The sequence below is a fragment of the Bifidobacterium phasiani genome (assembly GCF_019331775.1).
In the GTDB taxonomy this organism is placed as follows: domain Bacteria; phylum Actinomycetota; class Actinomycetes; order Actinomycetales; family Bifidobacteriaceae; genus Bifidobacterium; species Bifidobacterium phasiani.
This window is the reverse complement of record NZ_JAHBBD010000022.1, coordinates 21,729-40,685: the sequence shown is the minus strand read 5'-3', so window position 1 is coordinate 40,685 and position 18,957 is coordinate 21,729. Positions and strand designations below refer to the sequence as shown.

The 18,957-nt window shown below is 64.6% G+C and carries 15 protein-coding genes; 9 read left to right on the top strand and 6 right to left on the bottom strand.

Annotated elements, in window-relative coordinates:
* Positions 1–283 precede the first annotated feature (283 nt).
* Complete coding sequence (locus tag KIH73_RS08855) at positions 284–1,330, top strand: LacI family DNA-binding transcriptional regulator (protein WP_219082644.1); 1,047 nt, start codon at positions 284–286, stop codon at positions 1,328–1,330.
* A 30-nt stretch (positions 1,331–1,360) separates the two neighbouring features.
* Here KIH73_RS08855 and KIH73_RS08850 read toward each other — a convergent pair whose 3' ends face one another.
* The 5 genes from KIH73_RS08850 to KIH73_RS08830 form a co-directional block, all read right to left on the bottom strand.
* Positions 1,361–2,653 carry an MFS transporter gene (locus KIH73_RS08850; protein ID WP_219082642.1) on the bottom strand — a complete coding sequence of 431 codons (1,293 nt, stop codon included), beginning with the start codon at positions 2,651–2,653 and terminating at the stop codon, positions 1,361–1,363.
* Positions 2,643–4,601, bottom strand: a complete 1,959-nt coding sequence (locus KIH73_RS08845) for a glycoside hydrolase family 43 protein (protein WP_219082640.1) — start codon at positions 4,599–4,601, stop codon at positions 2,643–2,645. Before KIH73_RS08845 ends, KIH73_RS08850 begins: the two co-directional genes overlap by 11 nt.
* Positions 4,602–4,926: 325 nt before the next feature.
* On the bottom strand, positions 4,927–6,273 hold the full coding sequence (xylA, locus tag KIH73_RS08840) for a xylose isomerase (RefSeq protein WP_219082637.1): 1,347 nt from the start codon (positions 6,271–6,273) through the stop codon (positions 4,927–4,929).
* A gap of 1,311 nt (positions 6,274–7,584) precedes the next feature.
* Entirely contained in the window at positions 7,585–8,544 is a 960-nt protein-coding gene (locus KIH73_RS08835) for an EamA family transporter (RefSeq protein WP_219082634.1), read from the bottom strand.
* Positions 8,545–8,570: 26 nt separating this feature from the next.
* Positions 8,571–9,290: a YczE/YyaS/YitT family protein gene (locus KIH73_RS08830; RefSeq protein WP_236022688.1), complete on the bottom strand. Its 720-nt coding sequence runs from the start codon at positions 9,288–9,290 to the stop codon at positions 8,571–8,573.
* 355 nt (positions 9,291–9,645) lie between these two features.
* On the opposite strand from KIH73_RS08830, the gene KIH73_RS08825 reads away from it, so the two are divergent.
* Together KIH73_RS08825 and KIH73_RS08820 are read left to right on the top strand one after the other, a co-directional pair.
* Complete coding sequence (locus KIH73_RS08825; protein ID WP_219082632.1) at positions 9,646–10,923, top strand: O-acetylhomoserine aminocarboxypropyltransferase/cysteine synthase family protein; 1,278 nt, start codon at positions 9,646–9,648, stop codon at positions 10,921–10,923.
* Positions 10,924–11,378: 455 nt separating this feature from the next.
* Entirely contained in the window at positions 11,379–13,028 is a 1,650-nt protein-coding gene (locus KIH73_RS08820; RefSeq protein ID WP_219082630.1) for an ATP-binding protein, read from the top strand.
* Between the two features lie 34 nt (positions 13,029–13,062).
* Here KIH73_RS08820 and KIH73_RS08815 read toward each other — a convergent pair whose 3' ends face one another.
* Complete coding sequence (locus KIH73_RS08815) at positions 13,063–14,343, bottom strand: MATE family efflux transporter (protein WP_338023991.1); 1,281 nt, start codon at positions 14,341–14,343, stop codon at positions 13,063–13,065.
* Positions 14,344–14,607: 264 nt separating this feature from the next.
* Here KIH73_RS08815 and KIH73_RS08805 point away from each other — a divergent pair, with 264 nt between their 5' ends.
* The 6 genes from KIH73_RS08805 to KIH73_RS08780 all read left to right on the top strand — a co-directional run bounded on the left by KIH73_RS08805 (position 14,608) and on the right by KIH73_RS08780 (position 18,944).
* Complete coding sequence (locus KIH73_RS08805; protein ID WP_420830228.1) at positions 14,608–15,756, top strand: DUF6017 domain-containing protein; 1,149 nt, start codon at positions 14,608–14,610, stop codon at positions 15,754–15,756.
* A 15-nt stretch (positions 15,757–15,771) separates the two neighbouring features.
* Positions 15,772–15,984 carry a DUF5348 domain-containing protein gene (locus tag KIH73_RS08800; RefSeq protein ID WP_219082627.1) on the top strand — a complete coding sequence of 71 codons (213 nt, stop codon included), beginning with the start codon at positions 15,772–15,774 and terminating at the stop codon, positions 15,982–15,984.
* A 105-nt stretch (positions 15,985–16,089) separates the two neighbouring features.
* Positions 16,090–16,566 (top strand): PcfB family protein, encoded by a 477-nt coding sequence (locus tag KIH73_RS08795; RefSeq protein WP_219082625.1) that lies wholly within the window; start codon positions 16,090–16,092, stop codon positions 16,564–16,566.
* Complete coding sequence (locus KIH73_RS08790; protein WP_219082622.1) at positions 16,563–18,368, top strand: VirD4-like conjugal transfer protein, CD1115 family; 1,806 nt, start codon at positions 16,563–16,565, stop codon at positions 18,366–18,368. The genes KIH73_RS08795 and KIH73_RS08790 overlap by 4 nt, the downstream gene beginning before the upstream one ends.
* 30 nt (positions 18,369–18,398) lie before the next feature.
* Positions 18,399–18,629: an antitoxin gene (locus tag KIH73_RS08785; protein ID WP_219082618.1), complete on the top strand. Its 231-nt coding sequence runs from the start codon at positions 18,399–18,401 to the stop codon at positions 18,627–18,629.
* A gap of 99 nt (positions 18,630–18,728) precedes the next feature.
* A complete protein-coding gene (locus tag KIH73_RS08780) occupies positions 18,729–18,944 on the top strand; it encodes a Maff2 family mobile element protein (RefSeq protein WP_076778855.1) in 216 nt (71 codons plus the stop codon).
* Positions 18,945–18,957 lie beyond the last annotated feature (13 nt).

Below are 18,957 nucleotides of genomic sequence, written 5' to 3'. Positions count from 1 at the left end.
AAGGCCGCCTAGCCGACATCACGCAGGACCAACACCGACGGCACCGGACACAGGGCGAAACGCGCCCGAAAACGCCACCAACAAACAACCCCAAACGGATTGACAAAACCATAGGGACACCCCCCTATACAGCGCCACGCATCGTCGCCCCCAGCGCCTCCGCACATCGCCATCCCCACAGCCGCCCGCGCGGACGAACGGCAACATCGCCATTGCGCTTTCCGAAACTTTCGCTATACTGGCGGTTGAGAGGTCCATCGTCACGTCATCTGGGGGTATCGCCATGCCGGAACGTTCCGCCGCGAAACGCACCGCGTCGAAGGCCACGCAGCTCGCCGACATCGCCAGGCGCACCGGCTATTCGCTCGCCACCGTCTCGAAGGTGCTCAACGGCCGCAGCGACGTCTCCCCCGCCACCCGCAAGGTCATCGACGCCGCGATCAAGGAGAGCGGCTACGTCAAGCGCGTCTCGACCACCAAGAACCGCCGGCTGCTCGAGGTGGTGTTCCAGAACTTCGACAACATCTGGTCGCTGGAGGTGCTCCGCGGCCTGGTCACCGAGGCCAGCGCGCACGAGATGAGCGTGATCACCACCGAAAGCGGCGACCGATCCCACCCCGACTCGAAGTGGATCGACGGCGTGCTGCGCCGCCAGCCGCTCGGCGTCGTGCTGATCTTCTCGAACCTCACCGATTCGGAGAAGGCGCGCCTGCAGGCCTGCCGCATCGACTACGTGACGCTCGACCCCTCCGGCGACCCCTCGCCCGACAACCTCTCCGTGCAGGCCGACAACTGGACCGGCGGCGTCATCGCCACCCGGCACCTGCTCTCGCTGGGGCACACCCGCATCGGCATCATCACCGGCCCCAACTCGATGATGTGCTCCAAGGCGCGGCTCGACGGCTACAAGGCGGCCCTCGAGGAGCACGACATCCCCTTCGACCCGCGCCTGGTGCGCGAGGGCGACTTCTCGACCGCCGAGGGCTACCGGCAGGCGCTGGCGATGCTCAAGCGCCCGGACACGCGGCCCACCGCGATCTTCGCCGGCAACGACCTGCAGGCCATGGGCGTGTACGAGGCGGCGCGCACGCTCGATCTGAAGATCCCCGAGCACCTGTCGGTCGTCGGCTTCGACGACGTGCAGACCGCCGCCTACATGGGCCCGGCGCTGACGACGGTGCGCCAGCCGCTGCAGGACATGGCGGCGGCGGCCGTGCGCATGGTCGTCGACAAAAGCCGCGGCCGCACGATCCAGAACCGCATGATCTTCCCGACCAACCTGATCATCCGCGACAGCACCCGGCCGCTGGAGGTCACCGAGCCGCACTGACGCGGCCCGGCCGGCACGACGCCGCTCCGCCTACCGCAGGCGGCGGATCGACAGGAACAGCGCCCCGCTGCACAGCACGATCACGGCCTGCGCCGCGAACACCGCGCCGTAGCCGAACCTGCCGATCACCGAGGCGGCCACAAGCGAGGCGCCGACGCCGCCCAGCGTGTTCGCCAGGTTGAGGACCCCCAGGTCCTTCGCCGCGGCCGAGGCGTCCGGCAGCACCTCGACGCTGATCGTCTGCACCAGCGAGGAGTTCGCGCCCGAGGCCACGCCGACGATGCACGAGAACGCGATCAGACCGCCCGGCGTCGGGCACAGGAACGGCACGAGCGCGCCGACGGCGATCATCGCGGTCGTGCAGACGACCAGCAGCTTCGGCCGACCGATCCGGTCCGTGACCGGCCCCGCCGCCAGGCAGCACACCAGCCCGATGACCAGCGTGATCGCCGAGTTGACCGACAGCAGCCGCTGCGCGTCCGCCCGTCCCAGCCGCAGGTAGTCGAGCAGGATGTACAGCATGTAGTTCGACGCCATGCTGCCGCCGACGACCAGCAGGAAGCGCGCGGCGAGCGTCTTGTAGAAGTCGCGCGCGCCGTGCGTGGGGAACATGACCATCGACGCCAGATCGCGGGCCGAGAACGGGCGCGCGGGCTCGTCGAGGTTCGAACGCTCCCCCGCCAGCAGCGCCGAGACGACGCCGCCGGCCAGCGCGACGGCCGCGAACACGTCCACGCCGAGCGTCACGTCGCCGAGGAACTGCGCGGCCACCAGCGTGCCCGCCTGCCCGCCGATCGTCTGACCCAGTCCGTACGCCGAGGACAGCGTGCCGCGCCAGCCGGCCGGCACGCGGTCGGACAGCTGCGCGACCATCGCCGAGGCGACGCCGTTGACGACCAGCTCGTACAGGCACCACCAGGCCAGCATCGCCGGGATGCCGTCGGCGCGCGCGAACGCCGCCAGCACCAGGCAGGAGAGCACCGAGCAGCCCACGATCCACGGCTTGCGCTTGCCGAAGCGCGTGCGCGTGCGGTCGGAGCACGCGCCGAGCACGATGTTGGCCACCAGCGCCACCAGCATCGCGACGGTGGAGAACATCATGACCAGCGTCACCTTGTGCTCCGGGTCGATGGCCGCGATGCGCTGCGGCAGCAGCGTGGCGATGGCGCCCTGGTGCGGCATCAGCCAGCACGCCGGGCCGATGACCAGCGACAGGGCGAGCGCCCGGGGCATGCGCCCGCGCGGCTCGCCCGGCACGTCCGGCATACGACCGCGCACCCCATCCGGCACGTCCCGCATATGCCCGCGCGACTCACCCGGCATGCCCGGCACGTTCCCGTCCCGTCGGCACGCCGGCCAGGCAGCCGACGAAGCCGCCGGCCCACTCGGTGCTCAGGAAGCGCGCGTCGATGCGGTCGAGCACGGCCACACCGTCCACGGCGCCGCCGGGCACCGTCACGCCATCGGACGCCGCACCGTCGCATGCCCCGCCGGCCACGCCGTCACGCGCCGCGTCTCCGTCCGCACCGTCGCCGCATATCGTGCCGCGGCCCCCGCCGCCGGCCATCCCCTCGCCATGCGGCATGCGGTCGACCGCCGCGACCACGCGCTCGGCCGCAGCGGCCGGGTCGAGGCCGGCATCGTGGGCGAACAGCGTGAGCGCGTTGCCGCGGAACAGCACGGCCACGCGGACCGCCCGCCCCGGCTCGGCGCCGATCGGCCCGTGGTCGCGCGTCTCGCGCCGACCGCCGTCCGTGACCGTGCAGGCGACGGCGCATGCGCCCTTGCCGTCCGGCAGGTCGCGCACCCGCACCTCGACATGGTGGTCGGAGTTCTGCCGGATGACCAGCCCGCCGCATCCGGGCACCGGGATCACGCAGTCGTCCGCGCTGATGCGCGCGTACCGCACGCCCCGCTCGGCGCGGATGACCTCGCGGGCCCCGCGCTCGACGTCGACGACCGGGCGGGTCGGGCGCTCGAGGCCGTCCGCGCCGCCCAGACCCATCACGACACGGACCGGACGGTCGTCGTCGACCGCGACGCCGCCGGCCGGCGGCGTCGCCCCGGCCTCGCACAGCGCCACCCAGCCGGGCAGCCGCCCCAGTCCGGGAGCCACGACCGGCCAGCCCGGATCGGCGCCGTCCGCGCGGGGCGCGCCGCCGCCGTCGAGCTTCCAGTCGGCGGGGTTGCGCTCCCAGGTCACCGGCGCGATGAACGGCTCGCGGCCCAGGTAGCTGAGCAGCTCGCCCGGCCGCGGGCCGCGCGTCTCGCGCACGCCGAGGCACACCAGCCACCAGCCGAGGCGCGGGTGGCGGATCAGGTCGGCGTGGCCGACGCACTGCACCGGCTCGGCCAGGCCGAGGTGGCGGTGGGTGAGCACCGGGTTCTTCTTGTTCGCGTGCAGCAGCCGGCGGCGCACGCCCAGCAGGCAGCGTTCTCCATCACGCACGGCAACCGGCGAGTCACCGACGCCCTCCTCGAGCTCGAACGCCGCGATCGCCTCGGCCAGGCCCCGCGGCGCGTGCACGCGCATCGCCATCTCGCTGTGCTCGAAGCTGGTGCCGCCCTCCGCGGTCATCAGGTAGACGTATTCGCCGACGCGGTACAGGTGCGGCCCCTCGGCCCACACGGCGTCGACGCCGTAGCCGCGCCAGATGACCGTGCGCCGCCCGCAGGGGCCGTCGTCGTCGGCCAGACGCCAGGTCGCCGGGTCGATGCGCCGGGTCCACACCTCGGTCTGGCCCTCCCAGCGCGGGTCGACGGCGGGACGGGTCTGGGTCCAGTACACGCGCCCGTCCGAGTCCTCGAACAGGTCCGGGTCGATGCCCTCGGCGCCGTCGATCCAGTAGGGGCCGCGCCAGGGGCCCTCCAGCGCGTCGGCGACGATGACGAAGTTGCCGTCGGCCCGTTCGGCGGCCTCCAGCTCGGCCGGGTCGACGCCGGCGGCCAGCGCGGCCGCGCGGTCGATGCGCGCGATCGTGCAGGCGATGGCGTAGCGGCCGGCGATGCGGCGCAGCGTGGGCGCGTAGACGCCGCCCGAGTCCTCGACGAACGGGATGAGCAGCCGGCGGGCCATGCCGGCGTCGATCGCGTCGGTCAGGTGGGTCCAGCGGCCCAGGTCGTCGGAGACGTGGATCGGCAGGCCGGGCACGAGCTCGAACGAGGAGTTGACGAGCGCGATCCGGCCGTGGGGTTCGTCCCAGATCCAGGACGGATCGGGGTACATGCCGGTGAGAATGGGGTTGCTGATCGGTGTGGCTGGCGTGGTCATGGTCGGCACCTTCGGGTTGTGGTCGGGCGGTCCGCGCGCACTTCGACGTGCGGCGGCGGAAACTTTCGGAAACTTGCGGGGCCCCGAATACGCAGAAACGCCCGCAGACCGCGGGGTCTGCGAGCGTTTCCCTATCAATCGGAAAGGAAGGAGAAAGGAGATGGACCGATTGGCCGGGCGTCGGGTCCGCGCCTCCGGTGCGCGTCGCCGCGTCCCGTGGCGCGGGCCGGATGTGCGTGGCGCCCGGCCGTCGCCGGCCCGGCCGGGCGGGTCCGTGGACCCGTTCCGGCCGGGCGTTTCCGTGGGGCGTCGCCGCCCCGCGGCATCACGCCTCGGCGAGGGCGTCGATGATGTAGTTGTTGATCGTGGCCTTGACGGACTCCAGGTGGTCCGACTTGGTGGCCTCGATCAGCCTGGCCTGCGGGATGTCGAGGGCGTACTGCTCCAGCGAGGCCAGCGTGGCGGTGCCGTCCTCGATGGTGGCGCCGACGCCGGAGTCGTAGGAGGCGTAGCGCTCGGCCTGCAGGTTCTGGATGAACTTGTCCTCGTGCATCTTCGCGGCGACCAGCAGGCCGGCGGCGAAGGTGTCCATGCCCGCGATGTGCGAACGGAACAGGTCCTCGGCGGTGAAGGAGGTGCGGCGCGGCTTGGCGTCGAAGTTCAGGCCGCCGTGGGGGCCGATCTGGCCCTCGTCGATGACCTCCCACATCACGGTGGTGGTCTCCATCAGGTCGGTCGGGAACTCGTCCATATCCCAGCCGATGAGCTTGTCGCCCTGGTTCGCGTCGAGCGAGCCGAGCACGCCGGCCTCGCGGGCCGTGCGGATCTCGTGCTGGTAGGTGTGGCCGGCCAGGTTGGCGTGGTTGCCCTCGAGGTTGAGCTTCATGAAGTCGATGTCGTAGGTCTTCAGGAACGCGATGGCGGTGGCGGCGTCGAAGTCGTACTGGTGCATCGTCGGCTCCTTGGCCTTCGGCTCGATGAGGAACTGGGCGTCCAGGCCGATCTCCTTGGCGTACTCGTGGCACATGTGGAAGAACTTGGCCATGTGCTCCTGCTCGCGCTTCATCTGCGTGTTCCACAGGTTCTCGTAGCCCTCGCGGCCGCCCCAGAACACGTAGTTCTCGGCGCCCAGGCGCTTGGCGATCTCGAGGCTGTGCTTGAGCTGGCCCGCGGAGTAGGCGTAGATGTCCGCGAACGGCGAGGTGGAGGCGCCGGAGACGAAGCGCGGGTTGGTGAACAGCGAGGAGGTGTTCCACAGCAGCTTGACGCCGGTGGCCTTCATGTTCTCCTCGATCTTGTCGACGACGCGGTCGAGGTTGGCGTTGGTCTCGCGCAGGGTGTCGCCCTCCGGGGCGATGTCGCGGTCGTGGAAGCAGAAGTACTCGACGCCCAGCTTGGTGAAGAACTCGAAGGCGTAGTCGACCTTGGCGAGCGCCTCGTCCATCGGGTCGGAGTACTTGCCGTACCACGGGCGGAGGGCGGTGCCGGTGCCGAACGGGTCGACGAGCTCCTGGTCGAAGGTGTGCCACCAGGCGACGCCGAAGCGCAGCCAGTCCTTCATCTTCTTGCCGGCGACGACGCGGTCGGCGTCGTAGTAGTGGAAGGCCAGGCCCTCCTGCGGCCCCTTCTGACGGCCGACGTATTCGATCTTGTCAACGTCCCACAGACCCATGGGGTGCTCCTTTGCTAGTGAATCGAGCTGGTATTGCCGGCGAGCCTTGCCGTTCGCCGCTGCCCCAATAGTAAGATGATTTACCCAAATATGTCAAACCGTTTAACTTTTATCGGCGCGTCGCGTGGCATGGCCCGTCGCAGGTCTCGGATTGTCGCGCGTCTCGCATCGACGCGTGTCTCAGCGCACTACACGCCCCGGCGCACCGCACGCCTCAGCGCGCCGGCCGAACGCTCCGCCCGGCAGGCCAAATCACGCGGCGCCCCATGTCTCAGCGCGCCACGCGCCCCAGCGCACTGCGCATCGCAGCACACCACACGTCTCAACGCACCACACGTCTCAACGCACCACACGTCTCAACGCACCACACGTCTCAACGCACCACACGTCTCAACGCACCACACGTCTCAACGCACCACACGTCTCAACGCACTGCACACCTCAATGCACTACGCGCCTCGCGACACCGCGTATCTCAATGCACTCCCCCGTGCGCTGCACGCCTCAGCGCGCCGGCCGGGTGCTCCATCCAACAGGCCAAGCCTGCGCGACACCCCATGTCTCAGCGCACCGCATGTCTCGCGACACCGCGTGTCTCAGTGCGCCGCACACCTCAGTGCACCGCACACCTCAGTGCGCCGCGTATTTCGGGGAGCCATGCACCCCGACGCATCAGGCGAGATGCCGCACAACGCGAACAATCAGCCAAGATGTCACACGGTACCGGAATGCATCGCGCTGGAATGCATCACCCTGGAATGCACCGCGCTGGTATGAAGAAATACATCACCACGGTATGAAATATGTCGCCACGGTACGGAACCCCCAAAGCCGCCCAATCACACACCGGCGGGCTACCGTACCGTACCTTGCGGTACGGAACCCCTCTTGCCGGTCCCAGACTGCACAGTACCGTACCACGGTACGGTACGGAATCTAGACCCTTGATATTCCGCCATTCTTATCGACCTACCGTACCGTACCGCGGTACGGTACGGTGAAAACGCCGGCATGTGGATTCCGTACCGTACCACGCGAGCAAGTGCCGTCCCATTGAGCCGCGCACCCCACGCGGCCAATGCCCCGACGCCAATCGATGGCCGAATCATCCCGCCGACCAGACCGCAACGGCGCCGCCGATCATCACGGTTCAAGATCGCCGGTCAGACCGAGCCGGCACCGCCTCACGCCAACGCCGGCAGCCAGTCCGACAATCGCCAACAGAAACATATCAGCGCCGCCAGCTCACGCACACCGGACGACGCCCCGACAACCTGCAGCCATCAGCCATCAGCCATCGGCCAAACCGCGTCAGCGCGCCCCCAGCGCCAGACGCCGGCGGTGTTGGCGCACCACGTCGACCGAGTATACCGCCAACGCCAGCCAGATCACCGAGAACGAGACGAACCGGCTCGCCGGCACCTGCTCGCCCAGCACCGCGATGCCGAGCACCAGCTGGATCGTCGGCGTGATGTACTGGCTGAAGCTCACCGTGATGAACGTGGCGTGCTTGACCGCGTACGAGGTCAGCACCAGCGGGACCACCGTGAGCAGCCCGCAGCCGGCCAGCAGCAGCCATCCCCACCACGGCTCCCCCTCGGGCACGCCGAACCGCGGCTGCACGGCGAGCGCCGCGAACGCGAACGGCGTGAGCACGCCGGTCTCGAAGGTCAGCGACTGGAACGGGTCGAGCGGCACGAACCGCTTGATCAGGCAGTAGCCGCTGTAGCTGAACGTCATCAGCATCGCCAGTCCCGGGAACGCGCCCGTGTCCAGCACGTACAGCGCGCCGCCCGCCAGCGCGACTAGCATCGAGACCACGCCCAGGGAGGTGGTGCGCTCGCGCAGGAACACCAGGGCGAGCAGCATGTTGATCAGCGGCATCAGGAAGTTCGCGGCACTCGCCTCGGAGGTGTGCCCGATCGACACCAGGTAGATGTAGACCACCCAGTCGACGGTCACCAGCACCGCGGCCGCCACCGCCGCCGCGAACACCTTCGGGCGGCGCCACATCGCCCGCACCGCCGCCGCGAACGCCCGCCAGCGCCGGGTGGCGAGCATGAACAGCGCCATCACCACGGCCGCGGTCACGATGCGGTACAGCATCACGTTCATCGACGGGACGTTGGCGAGCGCCGCCCAGTACAGCGGGAAGAACCCGTACACCACCTCGGCGACCACCATCGCCGTCACGCCCTGCGGGGTCTGCGTCACCTGCCGGACGCCGGCGCGGCCCGCATCCGCCCCCGTCCCGTTTCTCGTCTTGCTCACCGGACGATGATAGCGCCGTGCGCGAATCATTTGGACAGCGTGTACCCGCCGACGTCGTGGCGGTTCGGCACGTCGCTGACGTCGCCGTCGTCGTCGGACAGCGCGAGCGCGCTGATGCGCGACGGGAATCGGAACGTGCGGTTGATGGCGTTGATCATCGTGCCGACGAGCAGCGCCGAGACGACCGTGCCGACGCCGACGCCCTCGAGGCGGCCGAAGAAGACGAACGACATCACGACGGCGACGGCGATCAGCGTCACGTCGAAGACGACCTTGACGGTGCCGAACCGCCCGCCGGTGACGATCGACAGCGCGCGCACGATGCCCTCGCCCGGCACCATGACCACGTTCGGGGCGACCTCGATCACGTTGCCGAGCGCCAGGATCGCGCAGCCGACGACCACGGAGAGGACCCGCTGCCACCATCCGACCGGCTGCAGGAACCACAGCAGCCCCATGCTCACGTCGATGAGCACGCTGAACAGCACGTTGACCGGGACCTGCAGGAGCTGCGACGGGTGGAACCGGCCGCGCAGCAGCACCATCTGCAGCACGATCCACAGCATGTTGACGCAGAACGTGGTCATGCCGAAGCTCACCGGGAACTCCAGGCTCAGCACATAGGGGATGCTGGAGATCTGCGACGTCCCCAGCCCCGCCTTCGTGATGAACGCGATGCCGAACGAATTGATCACCATGCCCAGCACGAACAGCGCGGACCTTTGCGGCAGATGATTCACCCACATGCTCCTTCTCTTCGGGGCCGCGATCCCGCGGCGCGACGACGCCCGCGCTCCCCGGCGGGCGGACATGACGGCGGGCGGCCGGATGCGCCCCGGCTCCCGCACGGCCGCGGACCGGACGCCGTCGAGGCGCCCGCGGGCCAGTCGTTCATGAAAAGAAGACGTCTCGACAACGCCCCGGCGCACGCCCCCGAGCCGACGGCCGGCGGCTCCCCCGAGCCGCGCCGCCGCGCCCCGCGGAACGCCGGAACCGCGCGGGTCGCCGGGCGCGCGCCGCAGAGTGATACCGCGCCCCGACACGCCGCGCGCCGGTGTTAGAGTATGCGTGACAACGACCTCGACGAAACGAAGGAGAGCAATGAGCGCGATCGACACGACATGCGTGCAGGGCGGCTACCGGCCGGGCAACGGCGAGTCCCGCACCCCGCCGATCATCCAGGCGACGACGTTCAGGTACACCTCGAGCGAGCAGATGAGCCGCCTGTTCGACCTGTCGGAATCCGGCTACTTCTACACGCGTCTGCAGAACCCGACCAACGACACGGTCGCGGCGAAGATCTGCGAGCTGGAGGGCGGCGCGGCCGCGATGCTCACCTCGTCGGGCCAGGCGGCGAACTTCTTCGCGCTGTTCAACATCTGCAACGCGGGCGACCACATCGTCGCCTCCTCGGCGATCTACGGCGGCACGTTCAACCTGATCAACGTGACGATGCGCAAGATGGGCATCGAGTGCACCTTCGTCAGCCCCGACTGCACGCCCGAGGAGCTCGACGCCGCGTTCCGCCCGAACACCAGGGCCGTGTTCGCCGAGTCGATCTCGAACCCGGCGCTGATCGTGCTCGACTTCGACAAGTTCGTCGCCGCCGCGCACAACCACGGCGTGCCGATCATCGTCGACAACACGTTCCCGACCCCGATCAACTGCCGCCCGTTCGAGTTCGGCGTCGACATCGTGACCCACGCGACCACCAAGTACATGGACGGCCACGGCTCCTGCGTGGGCGGCGCGATCGTCGACTCGGGCAACTTCGACTGGATGGCCCACGCCGACAAGTTCCCGGGCCTGACCACGCCGGACGACTCGTACCACGGCGTGACCTACGCGACCGACTTCGGCAAGGCGGCGTTCATCACCAAGGCCACCGCGCAGCTGATGCGCGACTTCGGCTCCACCCCGGCGCCGATGAACTCGTGGATCATGGGCATGCACCTGGAGTCGCTGGCCGTGCGCATGCAGCGCCACTGCGAGAACGCGCAGAAGGTGGCCGAGTTCCTGGCCGCCGACCCGCGCGTCAGCTGGGTGCAGTTCCCGGGGCTGCCCGGCGACAGGTACTACGAGACCGCGCGCAAGTACATGCCGAACGGCACGTGCGGCGTCATCTCCTTCGGCGTGCCCGGCGGGCGCGACAAGGTGTCGGCGCTGCTCGACCACTTCAGGATGATCTCGATCGCCACGCATGTGGCCGACGCCCGCAGCTGCGCGCTGTACCCGGCCGGCACCACGCACCGCCAGCTCACCGAGGAGCAGCTCGAGGAGGCCGGCGTCGGCATCGACCTGGTGCGCCTGAGCTGCGGCATCGAGAACGCCGACGACATCATCGCCGACCTGAAGCAGGCCATGGACGCCGTGCTCTGACGCGTCGGTTTCGCAACGACCGGGAACCGGGCCGGTCCGGACCGCGCAGGCCTTGCCTGCGGTGTCCGGGCCGGCCCGGTTACGTTCCGGGCGTTCCGCACCGGCCGCACAACCTCGCGCACGTAAGCCAGTTGCCTTATCTGGGGTATTTTGGAGCCCTTGCGGACACCCATCTGCGTTAGGTGAGGCATCCAAACCGGAATACCCCGAGTATCAACCGCATGATTCCAAGGCGGATACCCGGCCTCTCTCGCCACGGATGCCTCACCTAACGCAGATGGGTGTCCGCAGCACCCGAAATCCGCTACAGATAGCGTTGTTGCCTTACGTGCCCGGCCCGTTCCACGTTCGGCCCTTGATCATCACCTCGCCGTCGTTGTTGCCTTGCATGCCCGGCCCGTTCGCAGCGGCTATGCTGGAATCGGCGCACACGACCACTGCGGATCGGAGGCGTGATGGACAACGACGACTACACAGCCAAGATGACCGAGCTCATCGAGCTGATGCGCATCATCGGCAACGACACCCAGCAGTGCGAGGTCAAGGAATGCAAGCGCCGCATCAGCACCACCATCACCGAGACGCTCTCCGCGTTCTCCAACGGCAACGGCGGCTACATCATCCTCGGACTGAGCGAGAAGGCCGGGTTCACGCCGGTCGAGGGCTTCGACGCCCGCTCGATGCAGGAGGCGCTCAGCCAGGCCTGCGAGAAGCTCACGCCGGTGGTGCGCCCGGTCATCGTGACCTGCCCGTTCGAGGGGGCCAACCTGGTGTTCGCCGTGATCGACGAGATGCTCCCGCGCGAGAAGCCCTGCTACGTCACCGCATCGGGCCCGCACGGCGGCTCCTACATCCGCACCGGCGACGGTGACCGCAAGATGACCGAATACGAGGTCGACCGTCTGCTCGAGGAGCAGCGGCAGCCCGAGCACGACATCGCCGTCGTGCCGGAAGCCACGCTGGACGACCTCAATCCGACGCTGGTCCGCGCGCTGCTGGACCGGGAACGCGAGCGCCATCCGCACGTGTTCGCGAACCGCTCCGATGACGACATGATGCTCGACCTGCGCATTCTGCGTGAACGTCCGCAGGACGACGATGCCGACGCCGCCGTTCCCGAACTCCCCGGCCACGCAGATGCCCGGACGATTCCCGGCGCCGATCCCGGTTGTCACGGCCATGCAGACGTTCCGACGGTCTCCGGTGACGGCGCAGGATCGGTCCGCGGATCGGGGCGCAGCCGTCCCGCGGTTCCTACACTTGCCGGATTGTTGGCCGTCGGCCGGTATCCGCAGAAGTTCTTTCCCCGGCTCAACGTCACCATCGCGGTCTATCCGGGCACATCGCGCGACGAGGTGTTCACGGGCGGCGCACGGCTGGTCACGTCCGAAACCGTCACCGGGCCGATTCCCGTCATGATCGACGATGCGGTCACGTCGCTGATGGATTGGACCGCCAGCCCCACGGACGCCGAATTCGGCACGCATCCGACGCAGCCGCCGATGTATCCGCGACTGGTGCTGCGCGAGGCCATCGCCAACGCCCTGACGCATCGCGACTACTCCCCCGACGCGCTCGGCACGCCGGTGCACGTCGATGTGTTCACCGACCGCATCGAGGTCTCCAATCCGGGCGGCCTGTTCGGCGCGGTCTCCAAACGGCGGCTCACGCACGAGGCGTCCACGTCCGCGCGCAACGCGTTCCTGTTCTCCCTGCTGCGGTCCACCCCCTACCCGGACGGCGGCACCGTACTGCGGGACGACGGCACCGGATACCTGCAGATCGGCGCCGCGTTGCGCAGCGAGGCGCGCGAACCGGTACGCATCGAGAACGAACTCGACCGGTTCCGCGTCATCATCCCCGGACGCGTGACCGACGCCGCCATGACCGAACGCAACTTCGCGCAGCGCATCCTGCAGCTGCTGGAGCGCGAGCCGTCGGCCAGCGTGCGCGACATCATCCGCGAGCTCGGCCTCTCGCCGATCGCCGTGGCGGCGGGGTTGCGCAGCCTGATGAACAAAGGGCTGGTCGAATCGGGCGATGCCGTCCCCACGCCGCACAAGTATTACCGGCTGCGCACCCGCGACGCCCGTGCACGCCGGTAACGACGACTTGCCAGGCATGATCGCCCGTTGACGATCAACGTCGCGACGTTTGTCCATCGTTTCCGTCCGCGACACGCGGCGTGGAACCTTCCTTGCGGCGATACCCTGCCATCATCACGAAGGCAACGAGCAGGGCGGCGATTTCGGCGACGGGGAATGCAAGCCAGATCCCGTTCAACCGGAACAGCCTGTCCAGACACCATAACGCGGGGACGAGAAACAGCAACTGTCTGCACAGCTGGATCGCTATGCTCGAACATACCTTCTCCGTGGCCTGGAAATAGGTGGAGATCATCGTGGAGAGGCCACAGAACAGGTAGCTTGCCGCCATGATCCGCATGGCGGATATTCCGAATGAACGCATGGCTTCCGATGCCATGAACAATCCCAGGATCTGCGCCGGGAGGAGGACGACGACCAGTGTCCCCAGCACCATCATGCCGGTGACCAAAACGGTTCCGTATCGGAAGGCCAAATGCAGCCTTTCCTTGTTCCCCGCGGCGTAGTTGAACCGCATGACAGGCAGGCAGCCTTGAATCAAACCGTTCACCGTCATGATGATCAACTGCTGCACCTTGAAATACGCGCCGAAGAACGCGATTGCCGTATCGGAATACGCGACCAGAAACAGGTTGACGATGGTCACCATAAACGAGCTGAGGGCATTCATGATGAACGACGGCAGCCCAAAGACGAAGATCCGGCCGATCATCCGCCTTTGCAGACGGAATCCTCTGACTTTCACCTGCACTTTCTGCTTCGTCCCCAGCAACAGGGCGAACGCCAGGATCATGGATACCAGATAGCCCGACACGGTGGCCGACGCGGAACCGATTATGCCCATGGCCGGGAAGACGCCGATGCCGAATATCAGGACGGGGTTGAGAACGAAATTGACGACCACCCCCGCAATCTGGAACCACATGGGGGTCACCATATTCCCTGTGGCCTGTATCATCTTCTGGATCGCGATATGCACCATGTTGGGAATCTGCATGAACGAACATACGCCCATATAGGCGATGCTCAGCCGATAGATCTCCTCATTGCCGGTGAACGCCCGAAAATAAGGCCTCATCATGCACAGCGACACCAGGGTGAGCAACGCGCCGATGCCGAAAGACAGCAGCAACCCGTGCGTGACGGCGGCGTTCGCCTTGTCCTGCTCTTTCCTTCCGAGATACCCGGCGATCAGCACGTTCACGCCGACGCCGATCCAGATGGAGGCCGCGTTCATCAGAGTCGTGATCGGGAACGACAGGGAGACCGCCGTCAGCGCATTCTCGCTCAGCTGCGCCACGAACGCACTGTCTATCAGGTTATAGGAACAACTCTGATTATCTCAAAAAAGCCCGGAAATACGGGCAAATCACGGGATAGGGACACCGAATTTACTACCAAATTACTACTTTTGGAAAAAGCCTCGACACGCTTACTACTTCCCGTGAAATGCCTGCCACCCGAACGGCACATCAGACTAAAATTGAATACGACACCGCAGAAGCGGCGTTCTCTGATCCCTTGTGGGAGAAAAGGACGCCGCTTTTTTTGCGCCCAAAACCAGAGAGGAGGCGACGCCATGTATTTCACATCCGGCGGCGACCGCGCCTTTGAAAGCCTTATGCAAGGCAAGCCCGGCTTCGACCACTACGACAGCGGCGACGCCGGAGCGCCGGAGGATTGCGGCGACTGCCGTTTCTACCGTCCCGACTGGAAATATCAGTTTTGCGTTTACGCAGAGTGCCCCTACCAGCCGGGCAAGCTCACCGCCCTTGACGCGGTGAAATTCCAAGTGAAAGGAGTTGACGACGAAATGGCAGTTTTTCGTGTGGAGAAGAACCGGGGCTACACGGTAATGAGCAACCACCACCTGCGGAACAAAGACCTGTCCCTGAAAGCCAAGGGCCTGCTTTCGCAAATGCTGTCCCTGCCGGAAGATTGGGACTATACGCTGAAAGGCTTGTCCCTTATCAACCGGGAAAGCATCGACGCCATACGGACGGCGGTGTGGGAGCTGGAAAAGGCCGGGTATATCACCCGCCAGCAGAACCGGGACGGCAAGGGCAAGATGGCCGACATGGTTTATACCATCTACGAACAGCCGCAGCCCCGGCCAGAGGCAGCGGAGGAAGAACAGCCGGGATTGGAAAACCCGGTGTTGGAAAATCCAACATCGGATAATCCAACGTCGGAAAACCCGGTATCGGGAAATCCAATGCAATTAAATAAAGATATACAAACTAAAGACCCATTAACTACTGATCCATCAAGTACCCATTCCATTCCTATCCTTTCCCCAAACCCCTCTCCTGCGGAGGGCAGGGCGGCACAGCCGCCGGAACGGAAGCGAAAGGAAGCGAACGAGGCATACCGGGTGTATGAGGAAATCATCAAGGACAACATCAGTTATGACATCCTGAAAACCGATCTACCCTATGACGGCGACCGTCTGGACGAGATTGTAGACCTGATGCTGGAAATCGTCTGCACCCGGCGCAAGACCATCCGCATTGCCGGTGACGACTATCCGGCGGAGCTGGTGAAATCCAAGATTATGAAGCTGGACAGTGAACATATCCGCTTTGTGCTGGATTGCCTGAACAGGAATACCACGGAAATCCGCAACATCAAGCAGTACCTACGGGCGGCGCTGTTCAACGCCCCGTCCACGATTGGGAACTACTATTCTTCCCTTGTGTCGCATGATATGGCGACCGGGAAAATCTGAAAGGAGGACGGCCCTATGAAACAGGGTGCATTGATTTTTGACGAGCAGGCAGACCGCTACGACATCCGCTTTGACCTTGCGGACTACTACGGCGGACTGCACTGTGGAGAAACCTTTGACGTGATGGTGGACGGCAGGTGGAAGCCCACCCGCATTGAGATGGCCGAGGACTGGTATCTGGTAGGCGTCCGCGCCGACGACCTTTCCGGCCTGCGGGTGCGGATTTAATCGGGGGCAACCGGCGAAAGCGGCTGTCCCTTTTCTGTTTCCTGCGGCGGCTTTCGGTGCCACCTTAACCACACCGCCGCGCTTCTGCGAAAGGAGGGATAGCGATTGCAGGAAGAAGTAGACCAGAAAACCATAGCGTTAGCGGTGAAAACCGGGAAGCTGACCGGCCAAGTGCTGCAAGCGGCCATGAAGAAATTTCTGGCCGCCCGGCAGAAGGGCAAAGCCAAGCCCCACCACGGCCACCAAAGCCTGCGGCAGCTCAAAAAGGACGGTTCGGCCCTCTCCAACATCGAAATCACCGACGCGAATATTGGCCTGTTCAAGCCCTGCGCCAAGAAATACGATATTGACTACACGCTGCGGAAAGACAGTTCCACCCACCCGCCGCGCTATATCGTGATTTTCAAGACCAAGCAGGCCGACAATCTGGAACAGGCGTTCAAGGAGTTCACGGCCAAGAAGTTAAGCCGGGAGGAACGGCCCTCAATCCGAAAGACCCTATCCACCCTGAAACAAAAGGCTGCGGCCAAGACGCAGCAGCGGGCCAAGGAGAAAGTCAAGGAAAGGGGGCTGTCACTGTGAAACCAGAGGTAAAAAAACTGATCCTGTCCAATCTCCCGTACCTGATTTTCGTTTACCTGTTCGGGAAGCTGGGGCAGGCATACCGGCTGGCGGCAGGTGTGGACTTGTCGGAAAAGCTGCTGCACTTCATGGACGGCTGTTCGGCGGCCTTTGCAAACGCCGCCCCCAGCTTCCACCCTTTTGACCTGTTGATCGGCGTCGCCGGTGCCGCCGCCCTGCGGCTCATGGTGTACTGCAAAAGCAAGAACGCCAAGAAATACCGCAAGGGCGAGGAATACGGCAGCGCCCGTTGGGGGACGGCCAAAGATATTGCCCCGTACATCGACCCCAACTTTGACAATAACATTCTGCTGACGCAGACGGAACGGCTCACCATGAACAACAGGCCCAAAGACCCCAAAACCGCGAGAAATAAAAATGTTCTGGTAATCGGCGGTTCCGGCTCCGGCAAGACGAGGTTTTTTGTGAAGCCCAACCTTATGCAATGCGTGTCCAAGGACTACCCGACCTCATTTGTGATAACCGACCCCAAGGGCAGCCTGATCGGTGAGGTGGGCCAGCTTTTGCAGCGCAGCGGCTACCGCATTAAGGTTTTGAATACCATCAATTTTTCAAAATCCATGCGGTATAACCCGTTCCGCTACATCCATTCGGAGAAAGACATTTTGAAGCTGGTAAACACCCTGATCTGCAACACCAAGGGCGAGGGCGAAAAATCCGCCGAGGATTTTTGGGTAAAGTCGGAACGGCTTTTGTATTCGGCCCTGATCGGCTATATCTGGTACGAAGCGCCGGACGAGGAAATGAACTTCACGACGCTGCTTGAAATGATAAACGCCAGTGAAGCCCGCGAGGACGACCCGGAATTTCAATCCCCGGTAGACCAGATGTTTGAACGTCTGGAAGCAAAAGACCCGGATCACTTTGCTGTACGCCAGTACAAGAAATTCCTGTTAAGTGCGGGCAAGACCCGTTCCTCGATTTTGATTAGCTGCGGCGCACGTTTAGCGCCCTTTGACATCCGGGAGGTACGGGAGCTGATGGAGGACGACGAGCTGGAACTTGACACCATCGGGGACGAGAAAACGGCGCTGTTCCTCATAATGAGCGACACCGACACCACTTTCAATTTCATTCTGGCAATGGTACAGAGCCAGCTTATCAACCTGCTTTGTGACCGGGCCGATGATAAATACGGCGGGCGGCTGCCCGTCCATGTACGGATGATTTTGGACGAGTTTGCGAACATCGGCCAGATACCGAACTTTGACAAGCTCATTGCCACCATCCGAAGCCGGGAAATTTCGGCATCCATCATTCTGCAAAGCCAGTCGCAGTTAAAGGCGATTTACAAGGACGCTGCGGAAATCATTTCCGACAACTGCGATTGTACGCTTTTCCTTAGTGGGCGGGGCAAAAACGCCAAGGAGATCGCTGACGTGCTGGGGAAAGAAACCATCGACAGCTACAATCAGAGCGAGAACCGGGGCGCGCAGACTTCCCACGGACTGAACTATCAAAAATTGGGAAAGGAGCTGATGAGCCAAGACGAGATTGCAACGATGGACGGAGGCAAGTGTATTTTGCAGGTGCGCGGCGTGAGGCCGTTTTTCAGTGAGAAATACGACATCACCAAGCACCCCCGGTATAAATACCTTTCCGACGCCGACAAGAAGAACACCTTTGACGTGGACAGATATTTGTCGTCCATGCGCCGGAAGAAAAAGCGCGTGGTATCAGAGGCGGAAACCTTTGAGCTGTACGACATTGACCTGTTGGATGAAGATATGGCCGCCGAATAAGGCGGCTGCCATAGAAAGGAGCCTGACCCTATGGAACACTCGGACGAACTGACATTTGCGGAATACTTCAAATCCAGATATGACCTATTCCGGGGATTGATTACGTTTGTTGTCGCTATGCAATGGTTGATCGACCATGATTTTGCAGAACCGACAGACAGAGATGCCCGGCTGATGGACATTGAGGTGTCCAGACAAATGTGTGACGTGTGGGGAGAGCTTTATGTTCTTACCCTGCGGGAATGGCTGGACGGCCAATAACTCCGGGCCGCCTGCGGATTGTGACGTGCTGCTGGATATGACCGGCAGCTTTTTTGTACCCAAAACCACATCACAATCTGAATTTATGGAGGTAAATGTATGGAATTTTTCAATAGCGCAGTTGATACTTTGCAGACTATCGTGATCGGCCTCGGCGGTGCCCTCTGTGTGTGGGGCGGCGTGAACCTGCTGGAAGGTTACGGGCAGGATAACCCGGCATCCAAATCACAGGGCGTCAAGCAGCTTGTCGCGGGAGGTGGGGTTGCCCTGATCGGCCTGACCCTTGTTCCCCTGCTGTCCGGGCTGCTGGGCTGATAGCCCCATCCCT